This window comes from Paenibacillus sp. YPG26 (assembly GCF_023704175.1).
In the GTDB taxonomy this organism is placed as follows: Bacteria; Bacillota; Bacilli; order Paenibacillales; family Paenibacillaceae; genus Fontibacillus.
In genome coordinates this window covers 2,824,159-2,846,226 of the sequence record NZ_CP084530.1, presented here as the reverse complement: position 1 = coordinate 2,846,226, position 22,068 = coordinate 2,824,159, and the positions used below count along the sequence as shown (strand labels likewise).

Genomic DNA, 22,068 nt, shown 5'->3' with positions numbered 1-22,068 from the left:
GATCAGTATAGAAAGAGTGGATGTATGATGGTTCGACCTAAGGAATTCGATGAACAGACCGCGCTAGCTGCAGCCATGCAGGTTTTTTGGGAAAAAGGGTATGAGGCTGCTTCCATGGGCGATCTTACCGAACGTATGAAGATTGGACGGCCAAGTCTATATGCGACATTTGGCGGGAAGAAAGAGCTATTTGAAGCCGCACTGAAGGCTTATGTAGAGCTCAGTCTTACCTATGTGGAGAAGAAGCTTCGGAGTATGCCATCGGTGAAAGAGTCGCTGCTTGCGTACTTTCAAGGTGTTATAGAGGGCTCAGGGGGCAGTAATCCGGATTTCGGCTGTATGTGCGTGAATACAATGGTTGAATTGGCACCGCATGAACCGGGGTTCGCTCACATTACAGCGGATTTCCAGACCCGGTTAACTGAATTGTTCAAGAGAGCGATTGAAGACGGGATTAAGTCCGGCGAATTATCGGATCAACTACAGCCTTCTTCCACCGCGCGGGTGCTGACGTTAACCGCGATTGGATTAACTGTGACGATGAAGACGAGACCAGATCCATCGCAGGTTGAACATGTCGCAGCAGAAATTCTTACTCTATTGGAGTAAGTTTTTTTATAACCATTATGTACTGATCGGTACAAAATAATACAAAACTAAAATACATATCAGGAGGCGTTACAAGGATGAACGAAACAATCGCATTGATCACAGGGGCAAACAAAGGGATTGGCTTGGAGATTGCACGTCAGTTGGGCAAGCAGGGGATGATTGTGCTGACAGGGGCTCGAAGCTTGCAAAAGGCTGAACAAGCAGCTAAGCAGCTGCATGCCGAGCAGATCCGGGCCTATCCGGTAGAACTGGATGTCACGAATCCGGAGCATATCCGCGCAGCGGCAGACCGGATTACAACGGAGTATGGTAAGCTGGATGTTCTCGTGAACAATGCGGGGATCTATGTCGATCATGAAGGTACAGACGTTGAGGTGATGCGGCGAGGCTTCGACACGAACTTTTTCGGTGCTTACGCCCTGACCCATTCCTTGCTTCCCTTACTTCAAAAGAGTCCTGCCGGGCGAATCGTGAATCAGTCCAGCATTCTCGGCTCACTGGGAACCATTCTGACGAACGAGATGTATGGAAGTGCTTCTGCGCCTGTCTATACAACCTCAAAAGCTGCGCTGAACGCCTGGACTGCCCAGCTGTCTATTCAGCTTAAGGACACTCCGATTAAGGTGAATGCTTGTCATCCGGGATGGGTCAAGACCGATATGGGTGGCAGCGACGCGGTTATGGAAATTCACGAAGGAGCGGAGACGGCGGTATACTTGGCCACACTGCCTGATGATGGGCCAACCGGAGGCTTCTATCACAAACAAGATACCTTGCCTTGGTAAGGTAAGAAGTGCCGATGAGCCGTTCATGCTTAGAGAGATTGGTTAATAGAAAGAGAATCAAGCGGTATGGCGCATGGCTGGAACCGATGATGCCGGGGGAGAGGTCTGCCCTGACTCCATCATATAAAAAAACGCAACCTGATCAGGTTGCGTTTTTTTGGTCATTTACCTGAGGAGGATGAATCCCTATAGACTATTTCGGTTCGCAGTTTTCGCTTGAAAGGAAAGCTTTTGTGTTATAATTTCCAGCATATTATATATTGAAGCAAGAGGGGGCTGAGGAATGCCGACTAAAGGGTCGAATGGGGTTAAGTTCGTGTATTATGCCGATCATAAGGTGAAGCGCGTTGCGGCAGCGGGGACTTTTAACAATTGGAATCATAAGCGTGGCGAGATGGAGAACATCGAAGGAAACATATGGACGGTTGAGCTGAACATACCGAAAGGTAGACATCTCTACAAAATCGTCATTGACGATGAGGAGTGGGTGACGGATCCACTTAATCCGAGTATTTCAGAGGACTGTCAGAATAACTCTGCAATCACGGTAACAGATGAGGGAGAAGTTCTGATACGAACAACCGAGATCTCCGAACAGAATCCGAACTATATGTACGAACAATTCAGTGCTATTGAGAGCCCGGAATGGATCAGACAATCCGTCATCTACGAGCTTCATCTAAGAGCGTTTAACGAACATGGATTCAGGGGGCTTGTTGAGAAGCTGCCATATCTCAAGGAGCTCGGTGTCAATACGTTATGGATCATGCCATTTCAGCAGGTCGGCCAGCAATTTAGATTAGGTACATACGGGGATCCTTATGCTGTACAAGATTTTTATTCGATTGATGCGAGCTTTGGAGATACAGAAGATGTGAAAGCTTTTGTCCGCACAGCACATAGTCAAGGAATGAAGATCATAATGGACTGGGTCATGAACCGCGGGAGTGTGGACCATGTCTGGACACAAAGCCACCCGGAATATTTCACACACAATGAGAAAGGCGAAATATACTACGAGGTGCCGAACCGGGAATACTTTGCGGGCTTGAACTTTGATAGTGCCGAAATGAGAAAATGCGTGATTGATGCGATGAAGCATTGGATATCCGAATACGATTTTGACGGATTCCGTCTGGACGATTCAGATATTACACCTCTGGATTTCCTGGAGGAGATCAGACAGGAACTAAGCCGGATCAAGAAGGACGTTGCTCTGATCTCGCAGTCTTATGATGAATTTCATCACCTACATGCCTGTGACTTGACGTATGACGGGAGCTTGCGCCTGTTAATTCAGGAAATGGCCGAGTCGACAATAGGGCAGAGTGACTTTATCCGAACGTATAACTCTTACAAATACAGCTTTCCAAAGGGCGCCTTGCGTATGAGATGGCTGGAGGATAAGGAGCAGTCGAGAATCTCCGCTTGTATGGGGGACAACCTGGCCAAGGCTACGGCGTCTATTCTTATGACAATGGATGGGGTTCCTCTGCTCATGATGGGACAGGAGTTCAATGAACGAACTCTAGACACATGGGCCTCTTTATTCGAGGAATACCAACTGGATTGGAGTCAGTTCGACCGGGAGATGTTCGAGCATTACAAATATTTAATCCATTTGAGAACCCAATCCGCCGCATTCTGGGAGGGGACTCTTGAGTTCGTTCCGAATTCTGAGGATAAGGTGTTATCTTATATAAGGAGCAGTGAGACAGAGAAATATCTGGTGATTGTCAGTATATCAGACAACCCTCTAGATGTCCGTTTTGAAGATAGTTCAGCCTTACTGCGCCACTTCGGTACGGGCGGCGATCTCATCTACCGGACTGGGACAGGGGAACTGCCGGACTTTGAAGGCGGCCGTGTTCATTTGGATCGTTATGAGACATTAATTTACCGGCTAAGAGACTAGTAACGACAGGTTTAGCCGGTTGGCGGGGAGGCTGGAGACAATATTTACTTCTAATATTAAAAATACCAAGTGGTATTATTTCCAATTAGTCACGCTAGTTCTTGTTGTACTTTCTTTGACCTTCGCTATCAATATTTGGACAGAAGAGCGAGCCGGACTGATCTTCGGCGGTTATATAGTGCCTATACTTACTGGCATATTCACTTTAGGATCAGCGATACTAGGTGAACGAGATGAATCATTCAGTGGTCTGTTAATCATATTTAGCACCGTCTTGTTCACGAGTTATGGGACAGAAGGGGCGCTGTACCTGGTCATTTTCCTGATATTTCCCTTGCTATTAGTATGGCGGATGGTTCAGTTATCCAGGCGGCACACTAGTTATCGTTATCTCTATGTTCCTGGGTTAGTGCTTGTGTATGTATATTTTTATGTTAACCTCCTTCTTAATCCGATATAAATCAAGCTTGAAAATAACTTCTGGAGGTAATGCAGTGGGAAATACTGAAATTTTTGAAGCCATGGCACACAAATACGATACACCTGAAAGAATAGAAATTGCAACAATGGCGGCAAATGCCATTCGTGAGTATTTTGACAACGGGAAGGTTAAGAGTGGGATAGACTTCGGTTGTGGAACCGGACTTGTCGGGCTGAACCTGCTTGATGATCTTGGACATATTGTGTTTCTGGATACTTCAGCTAATATGCTCGAACTGGTCGATCACAAATTGACGGCTTCCGGCATCCAGAACGCGGAGACGGTATGTTTTGATTTTGAGGCGGGACTCAGCTCAGATCTGCACGCGGATTATATCTTTATGGCCCAGGTGTTGCTTCATATCAGAGATGTGGAGCCGGTGTTATCAAGATTATATGAAGTGTTGAATCCGGGAGGACATCTGATAATTGTGGATTTTGATCTTAATGAACAGGTTGCCTCGGACATCGTCCATAATGGTTTTGATCAGAGCAGTCTTAAGAGTCTTATGACCAAGATTGGATTCACAACAGCTGCATCCAAGACCATATATACGGGCAGCAAAATATTCATGAACCAGGATGCGTCCATGTTCTTGTTGGATGCTGAAAAGTAAGCATGAGTCATAACTTGAGCTTATTGAGGGATGAATTGAATCGAATTGTCCAAATTCCACCGGAAGAATGGGATTACTTCGCACCGATGATCAACCTGCTGACCGTACCTAGAGATGATCATTTTATCAGAGCTGGAGATTCGGCTAATCTGGTCGGCTTCTGCACGGGCGGATTGTTCCGGTTGTACTATACAACACCTGAGGGTGCGGAGTTCAATAAGAGTTTCTGTGTAAAAAGCGACTTTGTGACTTCCTACAGTGCGTTGTTGCAGAATGAAACTTCTCATTTGTCCATTCAGGCCTTGGTGGAAAGTGAGCTTTTCACCTTTAAGTTCGAGGATTTTCGCACCTTGTATGATCGGCACCCTTGCTGGGAGCGGGTGGGGAGAGTTCTTGCGGAGAAGCTGTTTGTACTCAAAGAAACACGCGAACGGGAGCTGCTGCTCCTATCCGCGGAACAGCGCTATTTATTGTTCCTTGAACGCTTTGACAAGCTGAGCGGCCAGATTCCTTTATACCATGTGGCTTCTTACCTGGGGATTACCCCTGTGGCATTAAGCCGAATTCGCCGAAGATTAACCTAGGTTAAGGAAATCTTCCCTTTCTCCCAGCTAAACTGAAGGGAGAAAGGGGAGATTTTTTTTGAATCAGACAGGACATACGGTCTTAATTACCGGCGGTGCGTCAGGGATTGGCTTGGCTTTGGCAGAGCAATTCCTTCGGTATGACAACAAGGTCATAGTGGTTGGCCGCAATGACAGCAAGCTTGCTGAAGCGAGAGAGCGTAATCGTAACCTTACAACCATCAGATGTGATCTTAACAGCGAGCACGAGTTGAACACACTGGTCAGGCGGCTGTATGAGGAATATCCGAACTTAAGTGTCCTGATTAATAATGCAGGTGTGCAGTATAATTATTCCTTCTTGGAAGGGGATTCCGCGCAGATCACAGGCAGGATTGCCGACGAAGTGGGCATTAATCTGGTCGCGCCTCTTCAACTAACCGCAGGGCTGCTGCCGCTTCTATCAAGTCAGGAACAATCCGCTATTGTGAATGTGTCGTCTGGGCTCGGACTGGTGCCGAAGCAATCGGCTCCTGTCTATTGTGCAACGAAGGCTGGACTGCACCTTTTTACCAAGGCACTTCGCTATCAATTGGAGACGACCCGTACCAAAGTATTTGAGATTCTACCGCCCCTTGTGGATACCGACATGACGAGAGGGCGTGGCTATGGGAAAATAACCGCTGAAGCGCTCGCAAGAGAGTTTTGGGCGTCCTATCTGCAGGACCGGCTGGAAGTGGCCATCGGCAAGGTGAAGCTATTGAGGCTGCTTAATCGAATTGTTCCATCAAGGGCAGAGGCATTATTGAAGAACAGCTGAGAGAAAACCGCCGTAACCTGGACAGGGTTGCGGTTTTTCTATTTCTTATACAACATTGCGCGAGGAATAAAGACAGTATATTGACTAATTGATTGTTTATCATTTATAATTAATTTAGAAAGTATACTGTCTAATTAAAGGAGGCTTTTGGCATTCTTATGGATGTTTATAAAGAATTGTTTTTGATGCAGCAGGCATATGCGACGTTATTCTCGCTGGCCAACAAGATCCAAATGAGAGGTGACGCTTATCTGGAAAGATTGACTTCTAGACAATACATGGCAATGCTTGCCATAACACATTTACCGAAAGAGGAGACCACGATTAATAACATTGCTAGGAAGCTTGGAACTACCAAACAAAGCGTGAAGCAAATGATTACCATCCTTGAGAAGAACGGATATATTCTCATTACACCCAGCCCAAAGGATAAGCGTGCAGTCAATGTCACAATCACAGAGCCGGGACAGCATGTGATGGTAGAGGTGGCGGAGAAAGGTATCTATTTCTTGACAGACCTGTTTGCAGAGTTTGAGGCAGAGGAACTGGAACAAATGTGGAATCTGCTCAAAAAGATGTACCGCTTTGATGGTGAGGAACAAGACGGGTTTGAAGAAGAAGGCAGGCTTGAATCTGTTCAGGATCTAAGTGATACCCAGGCAAGGGTAATCAAGGAATTTGAGAGAAGGAGAAAGAAAGCGACAAATGAGGAGAGGGACCATGAAGCGTGAAGCCAAGAGACCTATCTGTTTTACAGAGTATGTACCCATTAACGGAATCCGCCAATTTCTATACCATAGAGGAACAAATACTGATAATCCCGTGATGTTGTTCTTGCATGGTGGCCCCGGCTCAGCCGAGTCCCTGTTCACAAGGACTTTCCAGAAACGATGGGAAGAGCTCTACACGGTTGTTCATTGGGATCAGAGGGGAACAGGGAAGACATTGACACAGAATCCGGACAAGCTTCCAACCATGGAATTGTTGATGCAGGATTTATCCGGTGTGATCCAATATTTGAAGAAGAAATATGACAAGAGGAAGATTGTGCTCCTCGGGCATTCGTGGGGGAGTGTACTTGGAACCCTGTTCATTAGAAAGCATCCTGAGGAGGCGGCCTATTTCATTGGCGTTGGACCGGTTATCAGTATGTTGGAGAATGAACGGATAGGATACAACAAGGTGAAGGAAATGATAGAACAAGCCGGTGATCACAAGTCGCTTGCAAAGCTTAAGTCGATTGGCGAATATCCGGGTTCAAGAATTGTATTTAACCGTGAATTTCTAGAGAAGTGTACAAAGATCAGGAAGCTGCAAGGAAAATACAATTTAGCATTAAAGCTCGGACTTGGGACGTGGTTGACAGTCTTCAAAAGTCCTATCTTCCAGTTCTCGGATATTACGGCTTTTATAAAGATTTTCAAGGCCAACGCCAAGCTTCATGAGTTTCTAGGGGACTTCGATCTACGTAAGGAGAAGTCGGAATATCAAGTGCCTGTCTATTACATCTTGGGCGGGAACGACTGGCAGGCCCCTTATGTACTTGCCCAGCAATATTACGAAGAGATCAAGGCCCCTAATAAAGGGATCTACCTTATTCCTGATGCCGGACATATGACGATGATGGACCAGCCAGACCTGTTCTATACAGCCCTTTATAAGATATATGAAGGTGAGCGTTAATACACTTCCTTCATAAGATGAACAGCTTCTTCTATCGTCAGGCCAAAAGATTTGTAATACGAAGTGTCAATCTGCATCTGCTTCAAGATCATTTCATTTCGTTTTTGGAGCAGCTCTTCGGGTGAGAGCTCGGCTACAAAACATCCTTTGCCGGTAACGGTGTAGATCAACGCCGCCCGTTCGAGCTCCTCCCATGCTTTTTTGACGGTAATGATACTTACACGAAGCTCTGAAGCCGCCTGACGGATTGGTGGCAGGCTGTAGCCCTTTTCTAGTTCACCCTTGAGAATTTGCGCGCTGATTTGTTCAAAAAGCTGCTGGTATATAGGTTTGTCTGATGTGTTCGAAATAGCTATGTTCATTAGATTTCCACTTTCTCAAACCGTTTGATTGCCATATGATAAGCGATAATGGTAAATATCGCAAATATGCCAATCCCTATGAGCAAGATGGAGAGCTGGAGGGCCAGATTATCGGCGCCAGTCCCTTTGAATAGATCGAATATGACCGGGCTGTCTATGCCAAGCCATTCGGCGAGTCCGGCAAAAGCAATAGCGGCTGTGATGGACACGATGGAGGCAGCGCCGTATTTATAAGCCGTCTTGTAGTACATAGGTATGAAGATGATGTTGAAGATTGCCAGCATAACGAAGCAGAGTCCCCAGAAACCTAACGAGGGTGCAAAGAAAAGGTAGGTCAAATTCGGATATAACTGAATGCTTATCAGCCCGAAGATAACGGCAACAACGACATGAAGCAGCTCCAGAATGACAACAAAGCATATTTTGGCTTTAACCATATCTTTCTTCGTAACAGGGAGCATGCTTGTGAACATTAGGTCATTCTGGCTTTTGTACCCTCCGAACATATTCGGAATCGTAATAAAACAAAAATACAGAATAACCAGGAAATACAGCCAACCGGGAATCAGCATTAATGCACCCGTAAGAAAAGGAAGCACATAGAAAAACGGGTTAACGCCCAGCTTAAGTTCTTTCATTAGCAAGTTAGACATACATATCCTCCTTCTTCGAGAAATAGATCATAATCTCCTCAAGATTTGGCACAGCGGATTTAATATCCAGGGACGGATCCAGGTCTTGGGTATGAATCAGGCCTGTAAAGCCGAAAGAATTTGTCTTATAGGAGATTAACTGGTCTTTGATCAGATCCAACTGTTCCGTCGTACCATTCAATAAGCGATATGTGTCGGTAAAATCCTCTTTCTCCGCACTGTTGATGATCTGTCCGTTATGGATATAGGTAATGTAATCGGCACACTTCTCCAGATCAGAGGTGATATGGGTGGAGAAAAGAATGCTAATCTCGCCGTCCTCGACCAGCTCCTGAAAAACATCCAGCAGATTGTCTCTGGCAACCGGATCAAGTCCGCTTGTGGGTTCATCCAGAATTAGAAGCTTGGCGCCGTGTGACAAAGCCAGGGCCAGATTGTATTTAACCCTCATTCCGGTCGATAATTCAGCTATTTTCTTGTCCTCAATCAAGTTGAACTTCCTCATGTACTTATAATAGGTCTCATCGTCCCAATTACGGTAGAAGGTTTTGATGACATTTGTGAGCGTCTTGATTTTGGTCCGGGTATAGAAATGAATATCCCCGAAGGCAGAACCAATTTCCTGCTTCAAATCGACCTCATGATCGGCCATGTTCTTGCCCAGCACATGGATTTCGCCGCTATCCACATGAATCAAATTCAGGATGGATTTGATGGTCGTTGTTTTACCGGCGCCATTAGCCCCGATGAATCCCATTATATAACCCTGTTCCAGTTGAAAAGATACGTCCTTCAGTTGAAAGTGGTCGTATTTCTTGTTCAACCCTTGTATATCTAATGCCAGCATACTGTGCCCTCCACTTCAAAATTGTGTATGTTGTATATGCACAATATATCACCGGTCGTCTATAGTGTCAATTACTTCCACTCTGGAAAGTGTGAAGTCGCCGGGTACCCTTTATCCGTCATTCTCCTGTAACCGGGGCAGTAATGGCACTGCCCACTGAATAGGATTCTTTTTGAGTCGGGGATTTTGTATACTAAACGTAGTGTTTATCAGCTTGTGAAGGATACATTGAACCAACAAGAGGTATGCTGCCGGAATATAGGAAGAGCTATATATGTGAATAAGGGGCTGTGGAAATGTCTTCAGATAAGCATAAGACGAAAATACTTGGAGATTTCCTGAAATCCCGCCGTGAGCGGATCAAACCGGATCATATCGAGACAGTTGGACGCCTGGGAAGAAGGAGAACGCCGGGATTACGCAGAGAAGAGGTAGCCCATATTGCAGGGGTAAGCATCACCTGGTATACCTGGCTGGAACAAGGCAGGGTCAACACCGTCTCAAGAGAAGTGATTGAGAGTGTCGGAAGAGCCCTGCAATTATCTCCAGAGGAACATCTTCATCTGCTGCGTTTGGCCAATTACGGCGCCAGCCGGAGTCTATACCCGCAAGCTGAAATGAGCCCGGAACTCCAGAACATTATCGATCAGCTTCAATATCCCGCGATCATCGCTAATCACCGAACCGAAGTGCTGGCTTATAACCGGATGGCCTGTGAGATTATTGTGGATTTCGAGAATATTCCGGAAGAGGAGCGTGTGATGACAAGGCTGATGTTCACGAATTCGAGCCTGCGCAAGCAGCTGGTGAATTGGGCGGAGTTCGCAGATTACGCAATAGGGGTGTTTCGTTCGGCCTATGACCAGCAAGTGGATGATCCGTGGAATGAGGAATTCGTTAGACAAATGGGTCAGGAAAGCGAGGAGTTTCTCGCGTTATGGCGTGTTCACGAGGTACGGCAGAAGAAATCCGTACATTACACGTATGACCATCCAGCCGCAGGACGGCTGTTTTTTCAACTGAATACATTCTCTAGTATCAACGATGATGCGAATCTGCACTGCTGTGTATTTACTCCCGTAGCGGGTACCGGTACTGAACTTAAACTTGCGGATATCGGGAAATAAGTCTGTTAGTACGGATACCTGTATAACTGCAAACTGGTTACCCTCTTGCAGGCCCAATATAATAATCCTATATCAAATATAGGAGGTTACAAAATGAAAGTTGTTATGATAGATCATCCCGGAGGACCGGGGAGCCTGAAGCTTCAGACAAAGCCGGATTTGCAGCCGGCTCCGGGCATGCTTACCATTGACGTTGCTTATGCAGGTGTGGGATATTTCGAAGTGCTGCTAAGTCGCGGCGAATTCAGTGCCGCTTATCCTATGCCGCTCACACCGGGCTTGGAAGTATCGGGATATGTGCGTGCGATCGGGGAGGGCGTGAAGGGCTTCCATGTTGGGCAGCCCGTTGCCTCCATGACCCTGCATCATCTGGGCGGCTTTGCCTCCATAGCGAACGTACGGCCGGATCTAACCGTTCCTCTCGATCAGTTGGAAGCCGAGGTGGACCTTGCTACAGCAGCTGCCTCGATTGTGAATGTGACAACTGCTTACCTGGCTATACAAGAAGTACATAGATTAAGAGCGGGAGATAGTGTGCTTGTTCACGCAGCGGCAGGCGGACTAGGCAGCTTCCTGGGCCAGATGGCGAAGCGCCTGGGGGCAGGGAAGGTATTTGGAACCGTAGGCAGCCCCGGCAAGATAGAGCTCGCTGCATCCCTTGGATATGACGAATTATTTCTCCGGTCCGACTTTGTGGAGCACACCCTCCGGGCCACCGGACATAAGGGTGTTCATGCTGTCTTTGACCCAGTTGGGGGAGATATGCGTAAGCAAAGCCTAGACGTGCTTCGCCCTCTGGGACAAATGGTTGTCGTAGGAAATGCTAGTGGTGAAGAGGATGTAGGGCATTCTTTCAATCAGATGTGGTTCTCCAACCGTCAGTACGCGGGCTTTACCCTGGGTGGATACAGCGACAGCAACCCAGTGGAGACGGGGACAGCAGCACGTGAAGCATTAAATATGCTGGCAAAAAAAGAAATTCATGCACAGATTCAAGGCGTGTACCCTCTGGAGGATGCGGCCGAAGCCCTTGCTCTACTTGAAAAGGGAGCTACAGTCGGAAAGCTTGTATTGAAAATATAAGCCTCGTTCTACACGGCGGCTATAAAACAAATAAATCCATCTAAGCCATAGTCATTATGAGCTCAGATGGATTCTCTGTATTCTGACAAATATACAATTAAGGGAGCAGCTTAACGCTGAACAGCCTCTCCCGCGAATACATCCACCTTCATCGGTGCAGCCATGAATTCAGGAGCCTGCTGGACAAAGGTCTGGAAATGCGCACTGGTATTATGGGCAGCCGTAGCGGCTTCATCCTGCCACAGCTCAATCATCGTATAGTGATGCTCGCGTTCTGTGCTTCTCACAAGGTCATAGCTGATATTGCCTTCCTCATTACGTGTTGCGGCGATCAGTTGTTTGGCAGCATCCAGAAAAACGACTTCCTGTTGCGGTTGGATCTGCATGTGTGCGTGAATGATAATCATGTTGTATAGCCTCCCATTTCCCTGAACTTAAGCCCAGGTAGTAATTGTCTCTACAGGCAGGCGGTAGGAAGGATGTCCTTCCTTGGCAGCCTTACCGATCGAGATCAGCATAACAGGCTGGTAGCGTTCTTTGTCCATACCGAAAGCCTCGGCAATCTGATCCTTCTCATAACCTCCGATTGGGTTCGTGTCATAACCGTGCGCACGCGCCACCAGCATCAGCTGCATGGAGACTAGTCCTGCGTCAATCAGGTTCACATCACGAAGATCGGCTCTGGAGATGGTCTCATAGTAAGGTCTGAAGGCATTCATTTGCATTTCTTTGATTTCTTGCGGCATATAGCCCAGTTCTACGGCTTTCCCGAAGATTTCATCCATATACTCACCATTGTTCATGTCGATGAACACGGCAATCACGGCGGAAGAGGTTAATACTTGGGTCTGGTTGAATTTGGCGAGCGGGGCCAGTTTTTCTTTGCCTTCTGCGCTGTCAACAACCAGGAACCGCCAAGGCTGCATGTTCACTGAAGATGGGGCGCGGGAAGCTTCAGCCAGGATCTCGGTCATTTCCTCGCGGCTGATCTTGAGTTCCGGATCATAAGCTTTGACCGAACGGCGGCCAAAAGTAATTTCGTTGAAATCATTTGTTCTGTGGACTGTACTCATGATGATTCTCTCCTCTATCTATGGGTTCAAAAGTAATTGTTCTGCATGCGTTCCAGCAGACTCGCCAGCGAGTCAATTTCATCCTCGCTGAAATCCTTAAATATCTGATGAATGAAGCTCAGCTTCTCAACCTTGTAGCCTTCAATATGCTTCCGGCCTTCATCTGTAAGCTGTACAAATGTAACGCGGTTATCTTCCGGATTCTTGCGTCTGCTCACCAAGCCATCGGCTTCAAGCTGCTTCAAATGGCGGGTAATGGCGGCACTATCAATATTAATGGCCTTCTGCAGCATAGACTGGTTAATCTCGGGAATCCGATCCAGCTGATGCAGAATCTCGAAGCGGGAGGAGCTGATTCCCGTACAGCGTTCGAATTTGGGACTGATTTTGTTGCCAAGTGCGTTCAGCAGATTAATGATCTGTTCTTCTTTGGAATGAATACATGTCATGACTAGACCTCCTGGGTGAATCTGGACATGAACAATGGGGACAGCCATTGCTTAATCAAATCCTGGATGCCTCAATGATTGACGCATCAATGATTGATAGCTCAACTAATATATCATTTCCTTTTTCATTTTGCAACAAGGTGTAAGAATAGGATATCCAGCTGGCTAACAATCTATAGAAATTCGGGTTTATGAATGGGCACGGAAATGGTTGGGCACAAAAATAACGCCCCCGGGCTTAAGACAAGCTCAGAGACGTTATTTATTTACCGCGCTGAATTGATCAGCACAACAGGATTCTTGGTCAATTCGTTATAGATATCAATCATAGCTAGCTTGCGAATGCCTGCTTGTTATGCCGTGTGAACACGCTTGGATTCAGGAACCAGTCGCAATTCCATCCCTTTTTGTATTCTGCGGAACAGATAATAGGAGAGCAGTACGAAGAATAAGACAACGACGGACTTAATACTGCCTTTAGGATTGCCTACAGCTATTTCAGACCAGAATGCGGATATACAATCAATCGTGAAGCCGGCATATGCCCATTCCTTCAGCCTAGGGAATTTGGGAATAATCATGACCACAATACCGATGACTTTGGCTACACCCAAGAGAGTCAGGAAGTAGGCGGGATAACCCAGCAGCTTTGTTGTCGAAATTAGAGTCTCCGGGGATCTAATGAGCTCATTGACGGCACTGAGCAAGAATCCGATCAGGGTACACACGGTGATGATCCAGTAGGCTATTTTTAGTTTTCTCATGTTCATAACTCCTCCTCAAATTTCTTACACTTTGATTGTAATCGGAACCCTGTGCAAGCAAATCTGTGGAAAGTAATGAATTGCAAGCGAAAAAGGCAGAACGTTTGATCGCTAAAGTATGCGGATTTGCATACTCTATGCCAAAAGTCATGCCTTGGTATTCAGACTTGCAATTGATGACGGACAGAGAATATGGCGGCTTGTGTCCGGTCGCGCAGCCCTAGCTTGGATATAAGATTCGAGACATGATTCTTCACTGTGCCTTCTGTGATATGAAGCAGATCCGCAATCTCTTTGTTGTTCAATCCTTGGCCGAGCACCGCGAGCACTTCCCTCTCCCGTTCTGTTAGAAGCAGGAGCCCCTGAGGCTCATTCAGGTTAAGAGAATGGGCCTGCTGACTGGAATCCGACAGGCTTCGGAGCTCCTTAAGGAGCGTTGTGGTAATATCGGGCTGAAGTACGGTTCCGCCATTATATACGGTATGGACTGCGCTGACGATTGCCTCAGAGGGCATATCCTTCAGCAGATATCCATGGACGCCTGTCCCGAGAACCCGCAGGATCAACTCTGCGTCATCAAAGGTGGTCAGAATCAGGATCTTCGTCTCCGGTAAATGCTTAAGGATTAACTCAGAGGCCTGGGCACCATCCATACCCGGCATCCGGATGTCCATCAACACCACTTCAGGCCGCCATTCGAGCGCTTTGGTGTAGGCATCGATTCCATCCACAGCGGTTCCAATCACCTCGATGTCCGGTTCCAGACCAATGAGCGTCGCAAGTCCTTCTCTCATAAGCCGTTGATCATCCACGATCAGAATTCTCAATTAAGCACACGCTCCATTTCTGTTAGAGAATAAGGGAGCTGCACCTCGACAGCAAAGCCCTCATGGCCATCCACACTAAAACGCACTTCTCCGTTACACTCCTTCACTCTTTCCTGCAAATTGATAAGACCGAACCCGGGCTTGAGTTCTGCGGGGATTTCTCCATCGTTGTATATACATAAGGACAGTCCGGTCGGAGCATAAGTTAGCGAGATTTTCGCATGTTTGGCCTGACCGTGCTTTTGAGCATTGGTAAGTGACTCCTGTGTGATCCGATAGGCCGTTAATTGGAGATCAGCGGGCATGGGCTTGGGATTCCCGTACACTTCGACGACGGTCTGCACCTCGGCGAGTCTGGTGAATTCCTCAGCTAATTTTCTAAGGCTGTCGTTCAGTGAAGCTGACTTGAACGGCTCATCCCGGATGGCCCGAACAGAGAGCCTTACCTCCTGCAGGGACGAGCGGACAAGAGCTTCACATTCCAGATAGGTCTGTTCACTGCGTCCCGGATCCACCACGCTCAGCTTGCGGGCCGCTTGCATTTGAACCAGCAGGGCGGTCAGCTTATGTCCTACAGTATCATGAATGTCCCGGGCAATGCGGATTCGTTCCCTTGCCGCAGCCCACTCCTCGGCCTTGAGCGCATAGTTCTGCAGCTGTACATGAGATTCCATCAGCTGTGTATACAGCTGCATCGTCTCCTGGCGGGAGCGCTGATATACCTGAATTAGGGAGCTGACAATTCCGGCGAAAATGATAAATGAACAGGAGATAAAGTAGCTAACCAGATCAAGCTCCTGATATAAGTACCAATCAATACTCCCCATCGCGGCTAAATAGACAATCAACAGCAGGACGCAGGCAGCGATCTGCATACGGAGGTTCTTGACCAGCATTAGGATCCCCAATGCTGTAATCCCGATGAATAAATGATTGGGGAAATTGCCGGCGATATAGACATAGCCATAGGAAGCGGATAGGAGGAAGTCAAGGATAAGGACATGAATAAGCCATTTCTTCTTCCGGTCTCTCCTGCCAAGGTAATAGTAGTTAATCAGCAGGAAAATCGCCACTGACATGATGACAAAGCTTAGTCTCCATAAAACCGTGAGCGAAGTCTGGAAATAGAATACGCCGGACAACGTTAAGTCAATAAGCAGCTTTGAACTAAATAAAATTTTCCACAACAGCGTGTAATCTCTGGTTCTGACCGCATTCTCAATCATTCCGCTTGGCTCACCCCGCCTCAACTAGTGAATCTTTACTGTATCTTCCATTATAGTATATAAAGGAGCGTGGCTTTGACAATAATTTTGAATTGTTACATATGAACCTTTGCTTTTGTTCTGCCAAAACGATTGGCTCCTATTACCCCCGTGATTATCAGTATAGAGCCAATAATATGATACAGCCTAATCTCTTCTCCCAGGAACAGTGCCCCGGCTGCAATAGAGACAACTGTCGAAAGATTGCTGAACACGCTTGTTGTTGAAGCTTCAATTTTGGATAAGGTATAGTTCGCTGTCAACGCTGTGACCAGGGAGGACATCACACCAAGATAAAGGATGGACACGATAAAAGTACGGCTGCCGAGAGGAGCGGTTAGGCTGCTTAACGTTCCGGTAATCCAGTGTTGGGTGAACGAGATTATAAGAAATGTGACGAAGCCAATTCCAAGCAATAAGTAACTGATCTCTGCGGGGCTAAAAGTCTTCAGCAGTGACCGGGCCAGCACGCTGTACCCGGCGAAAGCCAGAGTGGACAGGAACAGGAGGGAGATCCCCGTCAGGTTCGACACATCAATGCCGTTTCCTTTCATCATCAGAATCAATATAACACCGCCCACGGAGAGTAGAATCGAGAGCTTCTGCAATAGGGTTGTTGCTTCTTGTAGAAATACAAAAGCCAATATCATCGTCAGGACGGGAGAGAGGGCGTACATGATTCCTCCCTCGGAGGACGTGGCATGCTGCAGTCCAAAAGACTGAAGTATAAAGAAACCGATTGGGTATAGGGTTCCGAGAAGGAACACCTTGAATAATGGTTGGCCGCGGTAATTCAGCTTCACCCTGCCAAGCAGCACAGCGATGGACATCACGCCAAAGGAGAGCGCGAAACGGTACGTAAGCGTGTCAACAGGGTTGGCGAACTCGAGGGCCATCTTGGTAAATAAAAAAGATAGTCCAATAATAGCAGCATTCAATACAGCAGATGTATAAGCAAGCTTAAGTCCAGGTCGATGGATAGCCGTATCCCCCTTATTTATAATTTAACTTTTACAGTAATGCTAAGGGGAAAAGTTGAGCCGAACAATGCTGTATTTCTTATACTGTACCGATACAGCTGTGGCATTGTGCCTTATAATGATGGCTAAGAAGTTAGAGGGGGAAGCCTATGAATAAATACTCGTCTGTCCTTATTGACATAGAACGGAAGATTAATGAAGGGCAATACCTTTCAGGCCAGAAGCTGCCTTCGGTACGGAGTGCCGCGAGAATTTATGGATGCAGCATCAGTACAATTCTGAAGGCATACCATGAATTGGAGCAGCGCCATGCCATATACTCAATGGCGCAAAGCGGCTACTACGTAGTTCACAAATCGCAGAACCCGCCGGAATGGGAAGAGGATACACGAATCGACTTTGCCTCCGCGTCGCCAGATCCGCATGTCTTTCCGTATTTGGACTTTCAGCATTGCTTGAACAAGGCGATTGATACATACAGACACCAACTGTTCACCTATGGGGACTCCAAGGGACTGGAGAAGCTCCGGTACACACTGGCTTCCCATTTAGCCAACGATCAGGTATTTGCGAATGCGGAGCGGATTGTGGTGACTTCAGGTGTGCAGCAGGCGCTGGAGATTCTGGCGAAAATGCCATTCCCGAACGGGAAGTCGGCCATTCTGGTTGAACAGCCGAGTTACGATCTCTATTTGCGTTATCTTGAGACAGAGGGTATCCCGGTTCAGGGCATCGCCAGGTCAACGGCAGGGATTGATCTGCAGGAATTAGAGGACAGGTTCAAATACGGGGGGATTAAATTCTTTTATACCATGCCGAGGTACCATAATCCGCTGGGTATCTCGTATAGCGTGGAAGAGAGACAGAAGATTGCGGCACTGGCCAGCAAGTACAATGTGTATATTGTGGAGGACGATTACATGGCCGATCTCGGTGAGAGCCGGGGATTTGATCCCATTTACGCGTATAATCGAACTTCTCATGTGGTGTATCTCAAGAGCTTCTCAAAGATCATTTTCCCGGGACTGCGCCTTGGTGCTGCCGTGCTTCCCGAGCCTTTGCTGGAGACGTTCCTTGCCTGCAAGAGATACGCAGATACCTCGCTGTTATCCCAGGCCGCACTCGAAATATATATCAAGAATGGCATGTATGAACGGCATAAGATCAAGATATCCAGCCAATATGCTGCGCGGATTCATGCCCTGAACGAGTCTGTACAGCGGTATAACGCTGATGGATGGATAGAAATTTCGAAGGCAAGCTCCGGTGTATATGTGCAGTTCAAGCTTCCGCAGAAGATCAACATCGAGCGTCTGATGAAGCGGCTTGAGCAGCGGAACGTCAGCGTTGTATCTGGAAAAGGTTTTTATTTACCGGATTATCTGCAGCGGGAGAAGTTCATCCGGATCAGCATCTCCAGGGCGCGGCTGGAGCAGATTGACGAGGGAGTCAGGGTGATTGCAGAGGAACTACACGATTGTTCTGGTCATTAATAAATCGGTCTGTTCTTCGTCGCCCATATAGAAGGAGTGGGCTCCAGCGTGAACAAATCCCATTCGCTTATAAAAAGCAATGGCTTTTTGATTTTTTTCCCAGACGCCCAGCCACATCTTCTTTTTATTATTCTCTATCGCCATATCGCGCGCTTTATTGATCAGATATGTGCCAAGCCCATGCTTTTGGAATTTGCTTCTGACATAAATTCTCTCGATCTCAAGCGATTCATCACCCATTTTCTCCGATTGGGCCTCATTGATGTTGACCTTGAGATATCCGGCGGCTTCGTCATTCCAATAGACAACATAGAATTGCGAAGAAACATGGCACAATTCTGTCTCAACTTGCTTCAGGTTAAATGCCCTTTCCAGATAGGTATTCATATTCTCGGGTGAATTCTGGTGCCCGAAGGTCTCATTAAATGTCTCATAACTTATCTGTTGAAGCAGGTGTGAATCTTCCAGAGTACATTTTTTTATGATTATCGTCATTGAGATCGGTGTCGCTCCTTTATGCAGGTTAGTAAATTCGCTTGTTACCCTTTTTCACAAATTCCCAGTCTTGTTCCACATTGCTTCTGACTCTTTGCAGAAGATGGAACAGGGTCTCGGCTTCTCCTTCGGACAAACCCTCCAGAGCAACGATATTGGAATGGTCATTTTCTTGTTTTATACGAGGATACACCTGCTTCCCTTTTTCGGTTGGGTAGAGCTTTTTGATCTTCTTGTTCTGTTGGTCCTCCATCTTGTCTATGAAGCCATTAATCTCAAGCTTCTTGATAGCACGTGCTGCTGTTGTCCGGTCTACCTTAATCATCTCAGCCAGCTTCTCCTGTATGATTCCGGGGTGTTCACATATGCGGACAAGGTATAAGTACTGCCCTTTGGTGAGGTCATAATCCTTGAATTCTATATTGCTTATCGAGTCTAAGGCTCTTGCTATCATGCCGATTTCACGCAGAATTTCCTTCATAAATGAACTCCTTAGGGTGAGCTTTTTGATGCAAATACAATAAAATGACTTTAAATTAATGTAATTTTATTTTGTTGCATATGCAACAAAATATCAACCCCAAGCTACATAATGGTATAATTGGGGTTACGCACGAATTCTGAAATGGAGACGAATAGACCAAATGATTTCTTTGCGAAGAGTTCAAGACGCAGATTTAGAACAATTGTTATTCATTGAGAACGAGAGCTTCACGAGCGAGGAAGCAGCCACTGAAGAAGCATTTATGGAGAGGATTAAGCTGATCGCGGATACATTTATCGTGGCGGTTAAGGACGGGAAGATTCTCGGTTATATTAACGGACCGGTCATTGCCCAGCCGTATATAACAGATGATCTCTTTAAGAAGATTACAGCCAACCCGGCGCACGGGGGATATCAGAGCATCTTGGGACTGGCCGTGTCCACGCAGGCTCGGGGTCAAGGAATAGCCAGGATTTTAATTGAGGCCATGGAAGAGCTTGTAGTGCAGAATGAAAGAGAAGGCATCACTCTGACCTGTACAGAAGAATTGATTCCTTTCTATGAGAAGTCCGGATTTGTTAACCATGGCTTGTCGGAATCACAGCATGGGGGCTTAAGCTGGTACAACCTGATAAAGTTAAGAGAAAATATGAATGGACTATCGCTTGGAGCAGGATGCCCTGATCAGCCCTGATTCACTGAAGGCTGCCCGCTCAGCATCTATTACACAGAGGTTGATCCACATGGATCAACCTCTTCCTGAACAATAGAGGCTTACAAGTGTGAGCCGCCCGACGCATCAATGAGCTGACCGGTTACCCAGCGGCTATCCGAGGAAGCCAGAAAAGCCGCGATGTCCGCAATATCTTCGGGCTGTCCTACCCGGTTGAAGGCGGAGAGGCCAGCGACAAACTTTTCGCCATCGGGATCTTGAAGTGTCCCGGCATTCATGTCCGTGTTCGTAATCCCAGGCTTAATAGCATTAACTGTAATATTTCGTGGTCCGAGGTGTTTGGCCAAAGCCAGAGTGAACGTATTAATCGCGCCCTTGGTCATGCTGTAACCGAGCACTTCCGGGTATGCCACCCTGGTCACTACGGATGAGAGATTGATGATTCGTCCGCCATCCCGAAGACGCGGCAGTGCCTGCTGGGTTAGAAATAGTGGGACCTTAACATTGATGCCCAGAATCTCCTCAAAAGATTCCTCACTCAATTCTTCAATCGGTATAACCAGGCCGACTCCTGCGTTGTTCACGAGAATATCGAACCCCGGTCCTCCGGTCTGCTCAGTGAGCTCTACGTCTAACAATTTGAATAAAGTCTCGACACTGCTTTTTGAGTGTAATTTTTGACCGATTGCGAAGGCCATTCCTCCGAAATTAATGATTTCTTCAACCACATTCTCCGCAGCGGATTTGTTCCTGGCATAATGTACAGCTACCAAAGCTCCCTCCTGGGCTAGACGCAGGGCAATAGACCGGCCAATTCCGCGGCTGGCTCCTGTGACCAGCGCTGTCTTACCATGTAACTTGTTCATACACTCATCTCCTTGTCATAGTCTCATCTCTAGTTCTATCACAGAGAGAATTTCGAAATGTTGCTCTCTCATTCGAGGTTAAATCAAGCTGATGCCAAGTTTAAGATTATTGTAAGAAAGCTCTTATTATGGTGTAAGAATTTCCAGCTATAATGGACTTACGAATTATTGGACTAGGGGGAGATCTTAGAGAATGAACAGGAGAATAGGGATAAGACATGTCCTGGCCTTGCTGCTGTTAATCGTGATTGTGGGCGGCTGGTGCGCGGTATATGTTGCCGGGGGGCTGATCGGGGCAGCAGCCTGGTGGTTGATGATCGGCTTCAGCGTGGTGGGCATAGCCATAGGGATTGTATCTGTAATTATCTTAATTAGACGAATTTGGTTAAAGCGCAGGGTGGGGAGGGGATGGCCGCTTGTTCTAGTATTGTCCCTTATCGCTGCTTCTCCGTTAGGAGTGCTGTTAGGAATATGGCCGGCCGCCTATCCTGCGGACTTGGCCTCTGCTAAGCCCGCTGTCTCGGTAAGGCTTCCGTTCAGAGAAGCCGCAGTTACCGGATGGGGAGGAGATGATCTGAAGCATAATCGGCACGCGCTATGGCCCATGGAGCGCTGGGCGTATGACTTTATGATGGAGCCTGCTCTGACCGGTAGCAACCGGCTGGAGGATTACGGAATCTTTGGAGCGGATGTGCTCGCTCCTGTGTCGGGTACAATTGTGGGAGCGTATGACGGGGAGGAGGACCAGAAGCCAGGCACAGAGGACTACCAGACTATGCTGGGTAACTATGTGTATCTGAAGATAGACAGTACAGGAACCTACCTGGTCATGGCCCATTTCAAGCAGGGAAGCTTAGCAGTAAAAGAGGGGCAGCGTGTAAAGGAGGGGGATTTCCTCGGCCAGGCTGGGAACTCGGGCGCTTCCAGTGAGCCGCATCTTCATCTGCATCATCAGAGGCAGGATCCTTCTAAGTCGAGCATGTTCCTGACAGAAGGATTACCATTATACTTCCGTGATGTGGAGGGTCCTTCGATGCCGAGGGGAGGCGTGGAAGTAATCGGGGGTCAAGAAGTTCTTAGTGGTGATGTACTGAAACCACTGGACTCCTCCCCAAAATAAGTCATGCTATATTCTTGGACCGAACAAAGCCG

26 protein-coding genes are annotated in these 22,068 nt (G+C 47.2%); 13 read left to right on the top strand and 13 right to left on the bottom strand.

Going from position 1 to position 22,068, the window contains the following annotated elements; translation table 11 throughout:
* Nucleotides 1-24 precede the first annotated feature (24 nt).
* The 8 genes from LDO05_RS13410 (at nucleotide 25) to LDO05_RS13375 (ending at nucleotide 7,475) form a co-directional block, all read left to right on the top strand.
* Complete coding sequence (locus tag LDO05_RS13410; protein ID WP_346657583.1) at nucleotides 25-609, top strand: TetR/AcrR family transcriptional regulator; 585 nt, start codon at nucleotides 25-27, stop codon at nucleotides 607-609.
* A 77-nt stretch (nucleotides 610-686) separates the two neighbouring features.
* Nucleotides 687-1,397 (top strand): SDR family oxidoreductase, encoded by a 711-nt coding sequence (locus LDO05_RS13405; protein ID WP_251375879.1) that lies wholly within the window; start codon nucleotides 687-689, stop codon nucleotides 1,395-1,397.
* Between the two features lie 283 nt (nucleotides 1,398-1,680).
* Nucleotides 1,681-3,312 (top strand): alpha-amylase family glycosyl hydrolase, encoded by a 1,632-nt coding sequence (locus tag LDO05_RS13400; protein ID WP_251375878.1) that lies wholly within the window; start codon nucleotides 1,681-1,683, stop codon nucleotides 3,310-3,312.
* 494 nt (nucleotides 3,313-3,806) lie between these two features.
* Nucleotides 3,807-4,409, top strand: coding sequence for a class I SAM-dependent methyltransferase (locus LDO05_RS13395; RefSeq protein WP_251375877.1), 603 nt, complete (start codon nucleotides 3,807-3,809; stop codon nucleotides 4,407-4,409).
* A 14-nt stretch (nucleotides 4,410-4,423) separates the two neighbouring features.
* On the top strand, nucleotides 4,424-4,993 hold the full coding sequence (locus tag LDO05_RS13390; protein WP_251375876.1) for a Crp/Fnr family transcriptional regulator: 570 nt from the start codon (nucleotides 4,424-4,426) through the stop codon (nucleotides 4,991-4,993).
* Nucleotides 4,994-5,051: 58 nt separating this feature from the next.
* Nucleotides 5,052-5,792: an SDR family oxidoreductase gene (locus tag LDO05_RS13385; protein WP_251375875.1), complete on the top strand. Its 741-nt coding sequence runs from the start codon at nucleotides 5,052-5,054 to the stop codon at nucleotides 5,790-5,792.
* Nucleotides 5,793-5,950: 158 nt separating this feature from the next.
* Nucleotides 5,951-6,523 carry a MarR family winged helix-turn-helix transcriptional regulator gene (locus LDO05_RS13380; protein WP_251375874.1) on the top strand — a complete coding sequence of 191 codons (573 nt, stop codon included), beginning with the start codon at nucleotides 5,951-5,953 and terminating at the stop codon, nucleotides 6,521-6,523.
* Nucleotides 6,513-7,475: an alpha/beta fold hydrolase gene (locus tag LDO05_RS13375; RefSeq protein WP_251375873.1), complete on the top strand. Its 963-nt coding sequence runs from the start codon at nucleotides 6,513-6,515 to the stop codon at nucleotides 7,473-7,475. The genes LDO05_RS13380 and LDO05_RS13375 overlap by 11 nt, the downstream gene beginning before the upstream one ends.
* Here LDO05_RS13375 and LDO05_RS13370 read toward each other — a convergent pair.
* The 3 genes from LDO05_RS13370 to LDO05_RS13360 are packed head-to-tail and all read right to left on the bottom strand — an operon-like array spanning nucleotide 7,472 to nucleotide 9,337.
* Nucleotides 7,472-7,837, bottom strand: a complete 366-nt coding sequence (locus tag LDO05_RS13370) for a GntR family transcriptional regulator (RefSeq protein ID WP_251375872.1) — start codon at nucleotides 7,835-7,837, stop codon at nucleotides 7,472-7,474. The two genes, LDO05_RS13375 and LDO05_RS13370, sit on opposite strands and share 4 nt — an antisense overlap.
* On the bottom strand, nucleotides 7,837-8,490 hold the full coding sequence (locus LDO05_RS13365) for an ABC-2 transporter permease (protein WP_251375871.1): 654 nt from the start codon (nucleotides 8,488-8,490) through the stop codon (nucleotides 7,837-7,839). The genes LDO05_RS13370 and LDO05_RS13365 overlap by 1 nt, the downstream gene beginning before the upstream one ends.
* Nucleotides 8,483-9,337, bottom strand: a complete 855-nt coding sequence (locus LDO05_RS13360; protein WP_251375870.1) for an ABC transporter ATP-binding protein — start codon at nucleotides 9,335-9,337, stop codon at nucleotides 8,483-8,485. The genes LDO05_RS13365 and LDO05_RS13360 overlap by 8 nt, the downstream gene beginning before the upstream one ends.
* Nucleotides 9,338-9,633: 296 nt before the next feature.
* Here LDO05_RS13360 and LDO05_RS13355 point away from each other — a divergent pair, with 296 nt between their 5' ends.
* Together LDO05_RS13355 and LDO05_RS13350 are read left to right on the top strand one after the other, a co-directional pair.
* On the top strand, nucleotides 9,634-10,464 hold the full coding sequence (locus LDO05_RS13355; protein ID WP_251375869.1) for a helix-turn-helix transcriptional regulator: 831 nt from the start codon (nucleotides 9,634-9,636) through the stop codon (nucleotides 10,462-10,464).
* Nucleotides 10,465-10,557: 93 nt separating this feature from the next.
* Entirely contained in the window at nucleotides 10,558-11,547 is a 990-nt protein-coding gene (locus LDO05_RS13350; protein WP_251375868.1) for a quinone oxidoreductase family protein, read from the top strand.
* Between the two features lie 110 nt (nucleotides 11,548-11,657).
* Here the strand turns inward: LDO05_RS13350 and LDO05_RS13345 are convergent, their stop codons facing one another.
* The 7 genes from LDO05_RS13345 to LDO05_RS13315 form a co-directional block, all read right to left on the bottom strand.
* Nucleotides 11,658-11,954, bottom strand: coding sequence for a putative quinol monooxygenase (locus LDO05_RS13345; protein ID WP_251375867.1), 297 nt, complete (start codon nucleotides 11,952-11,954; stop codon nucleotides 11,658-11,660).
* A gap of 27 nt (nucleotides 11,955-11,981) precedes the next feature.
* Nucleotides 11,982-12,620 carry a nitroreductase family protein gene (locus LDO05_RS13340; RefSeq protein ID WP_251375866.1) on the bottom strand — a complete coding sequence of 213 codons (639 nt, stop codon included), beginning with the start codon at nucleotides 12,618-12,620 and terminating at the stop codon, nucleotides 11,982-11,984.
* A 26-nt stretch (nucleotides 12,621-12,646) separates the two neighbouring features.
* Entirely contained in the window at nucleotides 12,647-13,069 is a 423-nt protein-coding gene (locus LDO05_RS13335; RefSeq protein WP_251375865.1) for a MarR family winged helix-turn-helix transcriptional regulator, read from the bottom strand.
* Nucleotides 13,070-13,422: 353 nt separating this feature from the next.
* Nucleotides 13,423-13,833, bottom strand: coding sequence for a DoxX family protein (locus tag LDO05_RS13330; protein ID WP_251375864.1), 411 nt, complete (start codon nucleotides 13,831-13,833; stop codon nucleotides 13,423-13,425).
* A gap of 161 nt (nucleotides 13,834-13,994) precedes the next feature.
* Entirely contained in the window at nucleotides 13,995-14,660 is a 666-nt protein-coding gene (locus LDO05_RS13325) for a response regulator (protein ID WP_346657582.1), read from the bottom strand.
* Nucleotides 14,657-15,886: a sensor histidine kinase gene (locus LDO05_RS13320; RefSeq protein ID WP_251375863.1), complete on the bottom strand. Its 1,230-nt coding sequence runs from the start codon at nucleotides 15,884-15,886 to the stop codon at nucleotides 14,657-14,659. Before LDO05_RS13320 ends, LDO05_RS13325 begins: the two co-directional genes overlap by 4 nt.
* A gap of 95 nt (nucleotides 15,887-15,981) precedes the next feature.
* The gene (locus tag LDO05_RS13315) at nucleotides 15,982-16,905 is read right to left on the bottom strand and encodes a DMT family transporter (RefSeq protein ID WP_251378724.1); all 924 of its coding nucleotides are present in this window, start codon (nucleotides 16,903-16,905) and stop codon (nucleotides 15,982-15,984) included.
* A 149-nt stretch (nucleotides 16,906-17,054) separates the two neighbouring features.
* Between LDO05_RS13315 and LDO05_RS13310 the strand changes: the two genes are divergently transcribed.
* Nucleotides 17,055-18,398: an aminotransferase-like domain-containing protein gene (locus LDO05_RS13310; RefSeq protein ID WP_251375862.1), complete on the top strand. Its 1,344-nt coding sequence runs from the start codon at nucleotides 17,055-17,057 to the stop codon at nucleotides 18,396-18,398.
* Here the strand turns inward: LDO05_RS13310 and paiA are convergent.
* Both paiA and LDO05_RS13300 read right to left on the bottom strand, forming a co-directional pair.
* On the bottom strand, nucleotides 18,375-18,893 hold the full coding sequence (gene paiA, locus LDO05_RS13305) for a spermidine/spermine N(1)-acetyltransferase (protein ID WP_251375861.1): 519 nt from the start codon (nucleotides 18,891-18,893) through the stop codon (nucleotides 18,375-18,377). The two genes, LDO05_RS13310 and paiA, sit on opposite strands and share 24 nt — an antisense overlap.
* A gap of 28 nt (nucleotides 18,894-18,921) precedes the next feature.
* Nucleotides 18,922-19,374, bottom strand: a complete 453-nt coding sequence (locus tag LDO05_RS13300; protein ID WP_251375860.1) for a MarR family winged helix-turn-helix transcriptional regulator — start codon at nucleotides 19,372-19,374, stop codon at nucleotides 18,922-18,924.
* Nucleotides 19,375-19,537: 163 nt separating this feature from the next.
* On the opposite strand from LDO05_RS13300, the gene LDO05_RS13295 reads away from it, so the two are divergent.
* Entirely contained in the window at nucleotides 19,538-20,071 is a 534-nt protein-coding gene (locus LDO05_RS13295; RefSeq protein WP_251375859.1) for a GNAT family N-acetyltransferase, read from the top strand.
* Nucleotides 20,072-20,151: 80 nt separating this feature from the next.
* Here the strand turns inward: LDO05_RS13295 and LDO05_RS13290 are convergent, their stop codons facing one another.
* Complete coding sequence (locus LDO05_RS13290; protein ID WP_251375858.1) at nucleotides 20,152-20,916, bottom strand: SDR family oxidoreductase; 765 nt, start codon at nucleotides 20,914-20,916, stop codon at nucleotides 20,152-20,154.
* Between the two features lie 193 nt (nucleotides 20,917-21,109).
* On the opposite strand from LDO05_RS13290, the gene LDO05_RS13285 reads away from it, so the two are divergent.
* On the top strand, nucleotides 21,110-22,036 hold the full coding sequence (locus LDO05_RS13285; RefSeq protein WP_251375857.1) for a M23 family metallopeptidase: 927 nt from the start codon (nucleotides 21,110-21,112) through the stop codon (nucleotides 22,034-22,036).
* Nucleotides 22,037-22,068: the final 32 nt, after the last annotated feature.

Coding starts and splice junctions, on each gene's coding strand:
- paiA (WP_251375861.1), bottom strand. CDS start 18,893: ATGACGATAATCATAAAAAAATGTACTCTGGAAGATTCACACCTGCTT.
- LDO05_RS13370 (WP_251375872.1), bottom strand. CDS start 7,837: ATGAACATAGCTATTTCGAACACATCAGACAAACCTATATACCAGCAG.
- LDO05_RS13350 (WP_251375868.1), top strand. CDS start 10,558: ATGAAAGTTGTTATGATAGATCATCCCGGAGGACCGGGGAGCCTGAAG.
- LDO05_RS13300 (WP_251375860.1), bottom strand. CDS start 19,374: ATGAAGGAAATTCTGCGTGAAATCGGCATGATAGCAAGAGCCTTAGAC.
- LDO05_RS13285 (WP_251375857.1), top strand. CDS start 21,110: ATGAACAGGAGAATAGGGATAAGACATGTCCTGGCCTTGCTGCTGTTA.
- LDO05_RS13410 (WP_346657583.1), top strand. CDS start 25: ATGATGGTTCGACCTAAGGAATTCGATGAACAGACCGCGCTAGCTGCA.
- LDO05_RS13355 (WP_251375869.1), top strand. CDS start 9,634: ATGTCTTCAGATAAGCATAAGACGAAAATACTTGGAGATTTCCTGAAA.
- LDO05_RS13375 (WP_251375873.1), top strand. CDS start 6,513: ATGAAGCGTGAAGCCAAGAGACCTATCTGTTTTACAGAGTATGTACCC.
- LDO05_RS13360 (WP_251375870.1), bottom strand. CDS start 9,337: ATGCTGGCATTAGATATACAAGGGTTGAACAAGAAATACGACCACTTT.
- LDO05_RS13290 (WP_251375858.1), bottom strand. CDS start 20,916: ATGAACAAGTTACATGGTAAGACAGCGCTGGTCACAGGAGCCAGCCGC.
- LDO05_RS13365 (WP_251375871.1), bottom strand. CDS start 8,490: ATGTCTAACTTGCTAATGAAAGAACTTAAGCTGGGCGTTAACCCGTTT.
- LDO05_RS13405 (WP_251375879.1), top strand. CDS start 687: ATGAACGAAACAATCGCATTGATCACAGGGGCAAACAAAGGGATTGGC.
- LDO05_RS13380 (WP_251375874.1), top strand. CDS start 5,951: ATGGATGTTTATAAAGAATTGTTTTTGATGCAGCAGGCATATGCGACG.
- LDO05_RS13310 (WP_251375862.1), top strand. CDS start 17,055: ATGAATAAATACTCGTCTGTCCTTATTGACATAGAACGGAAGATTAAT.
- LDO05_RS13345 (WP_251375867.1), bottom strand. CDS start 11,954: ATGATTATCATTCACGCACACATGCAGATCCAACCGCAACAGGAAGTC.
- LDO05_RS13295 (WP_251375859.1), top strand. CDS start 19,538: ATGATTTCTTTGCGAAGAGTTCAAGACGCAGATTTAGAACAATTGTTA.
- LDO05_RS13335 (WP_251375865.1), bottom strand. CDS start 13,069: ATGACATGTATTCATTCCAAAGAAGAACAGATCATTAATCTGCTGAAC.
- LDO05_RS13340 (WP_251375866.1), bottom strand. CDS start 12,620: ATGAGTACAGTCCACAGAACAAATGATTTCAACGAAATTACTTTTGGC.
- LDO05_RS13320 (WP_251375863.1), bottom strand. CDS start 15,886: ATGATTGAGAATGCGGTCAGAACCAGAGATTACACGCTGTTGTGGAAA.
- LDO05_RS13330 (WP_251375864.1), bottom strand. CDS start 13,833: ATGAGAAAACTAAAAATAGCCTACTGGATCATCACCGTGTGTACCCTG.
- LDO05_RS13400 (WP_251375878.1), top strand. CDS start 1,681: ATGCCGACTAAAGGGTCGAATGGGGTTAAGTTCGTGTATTATGCCGAT.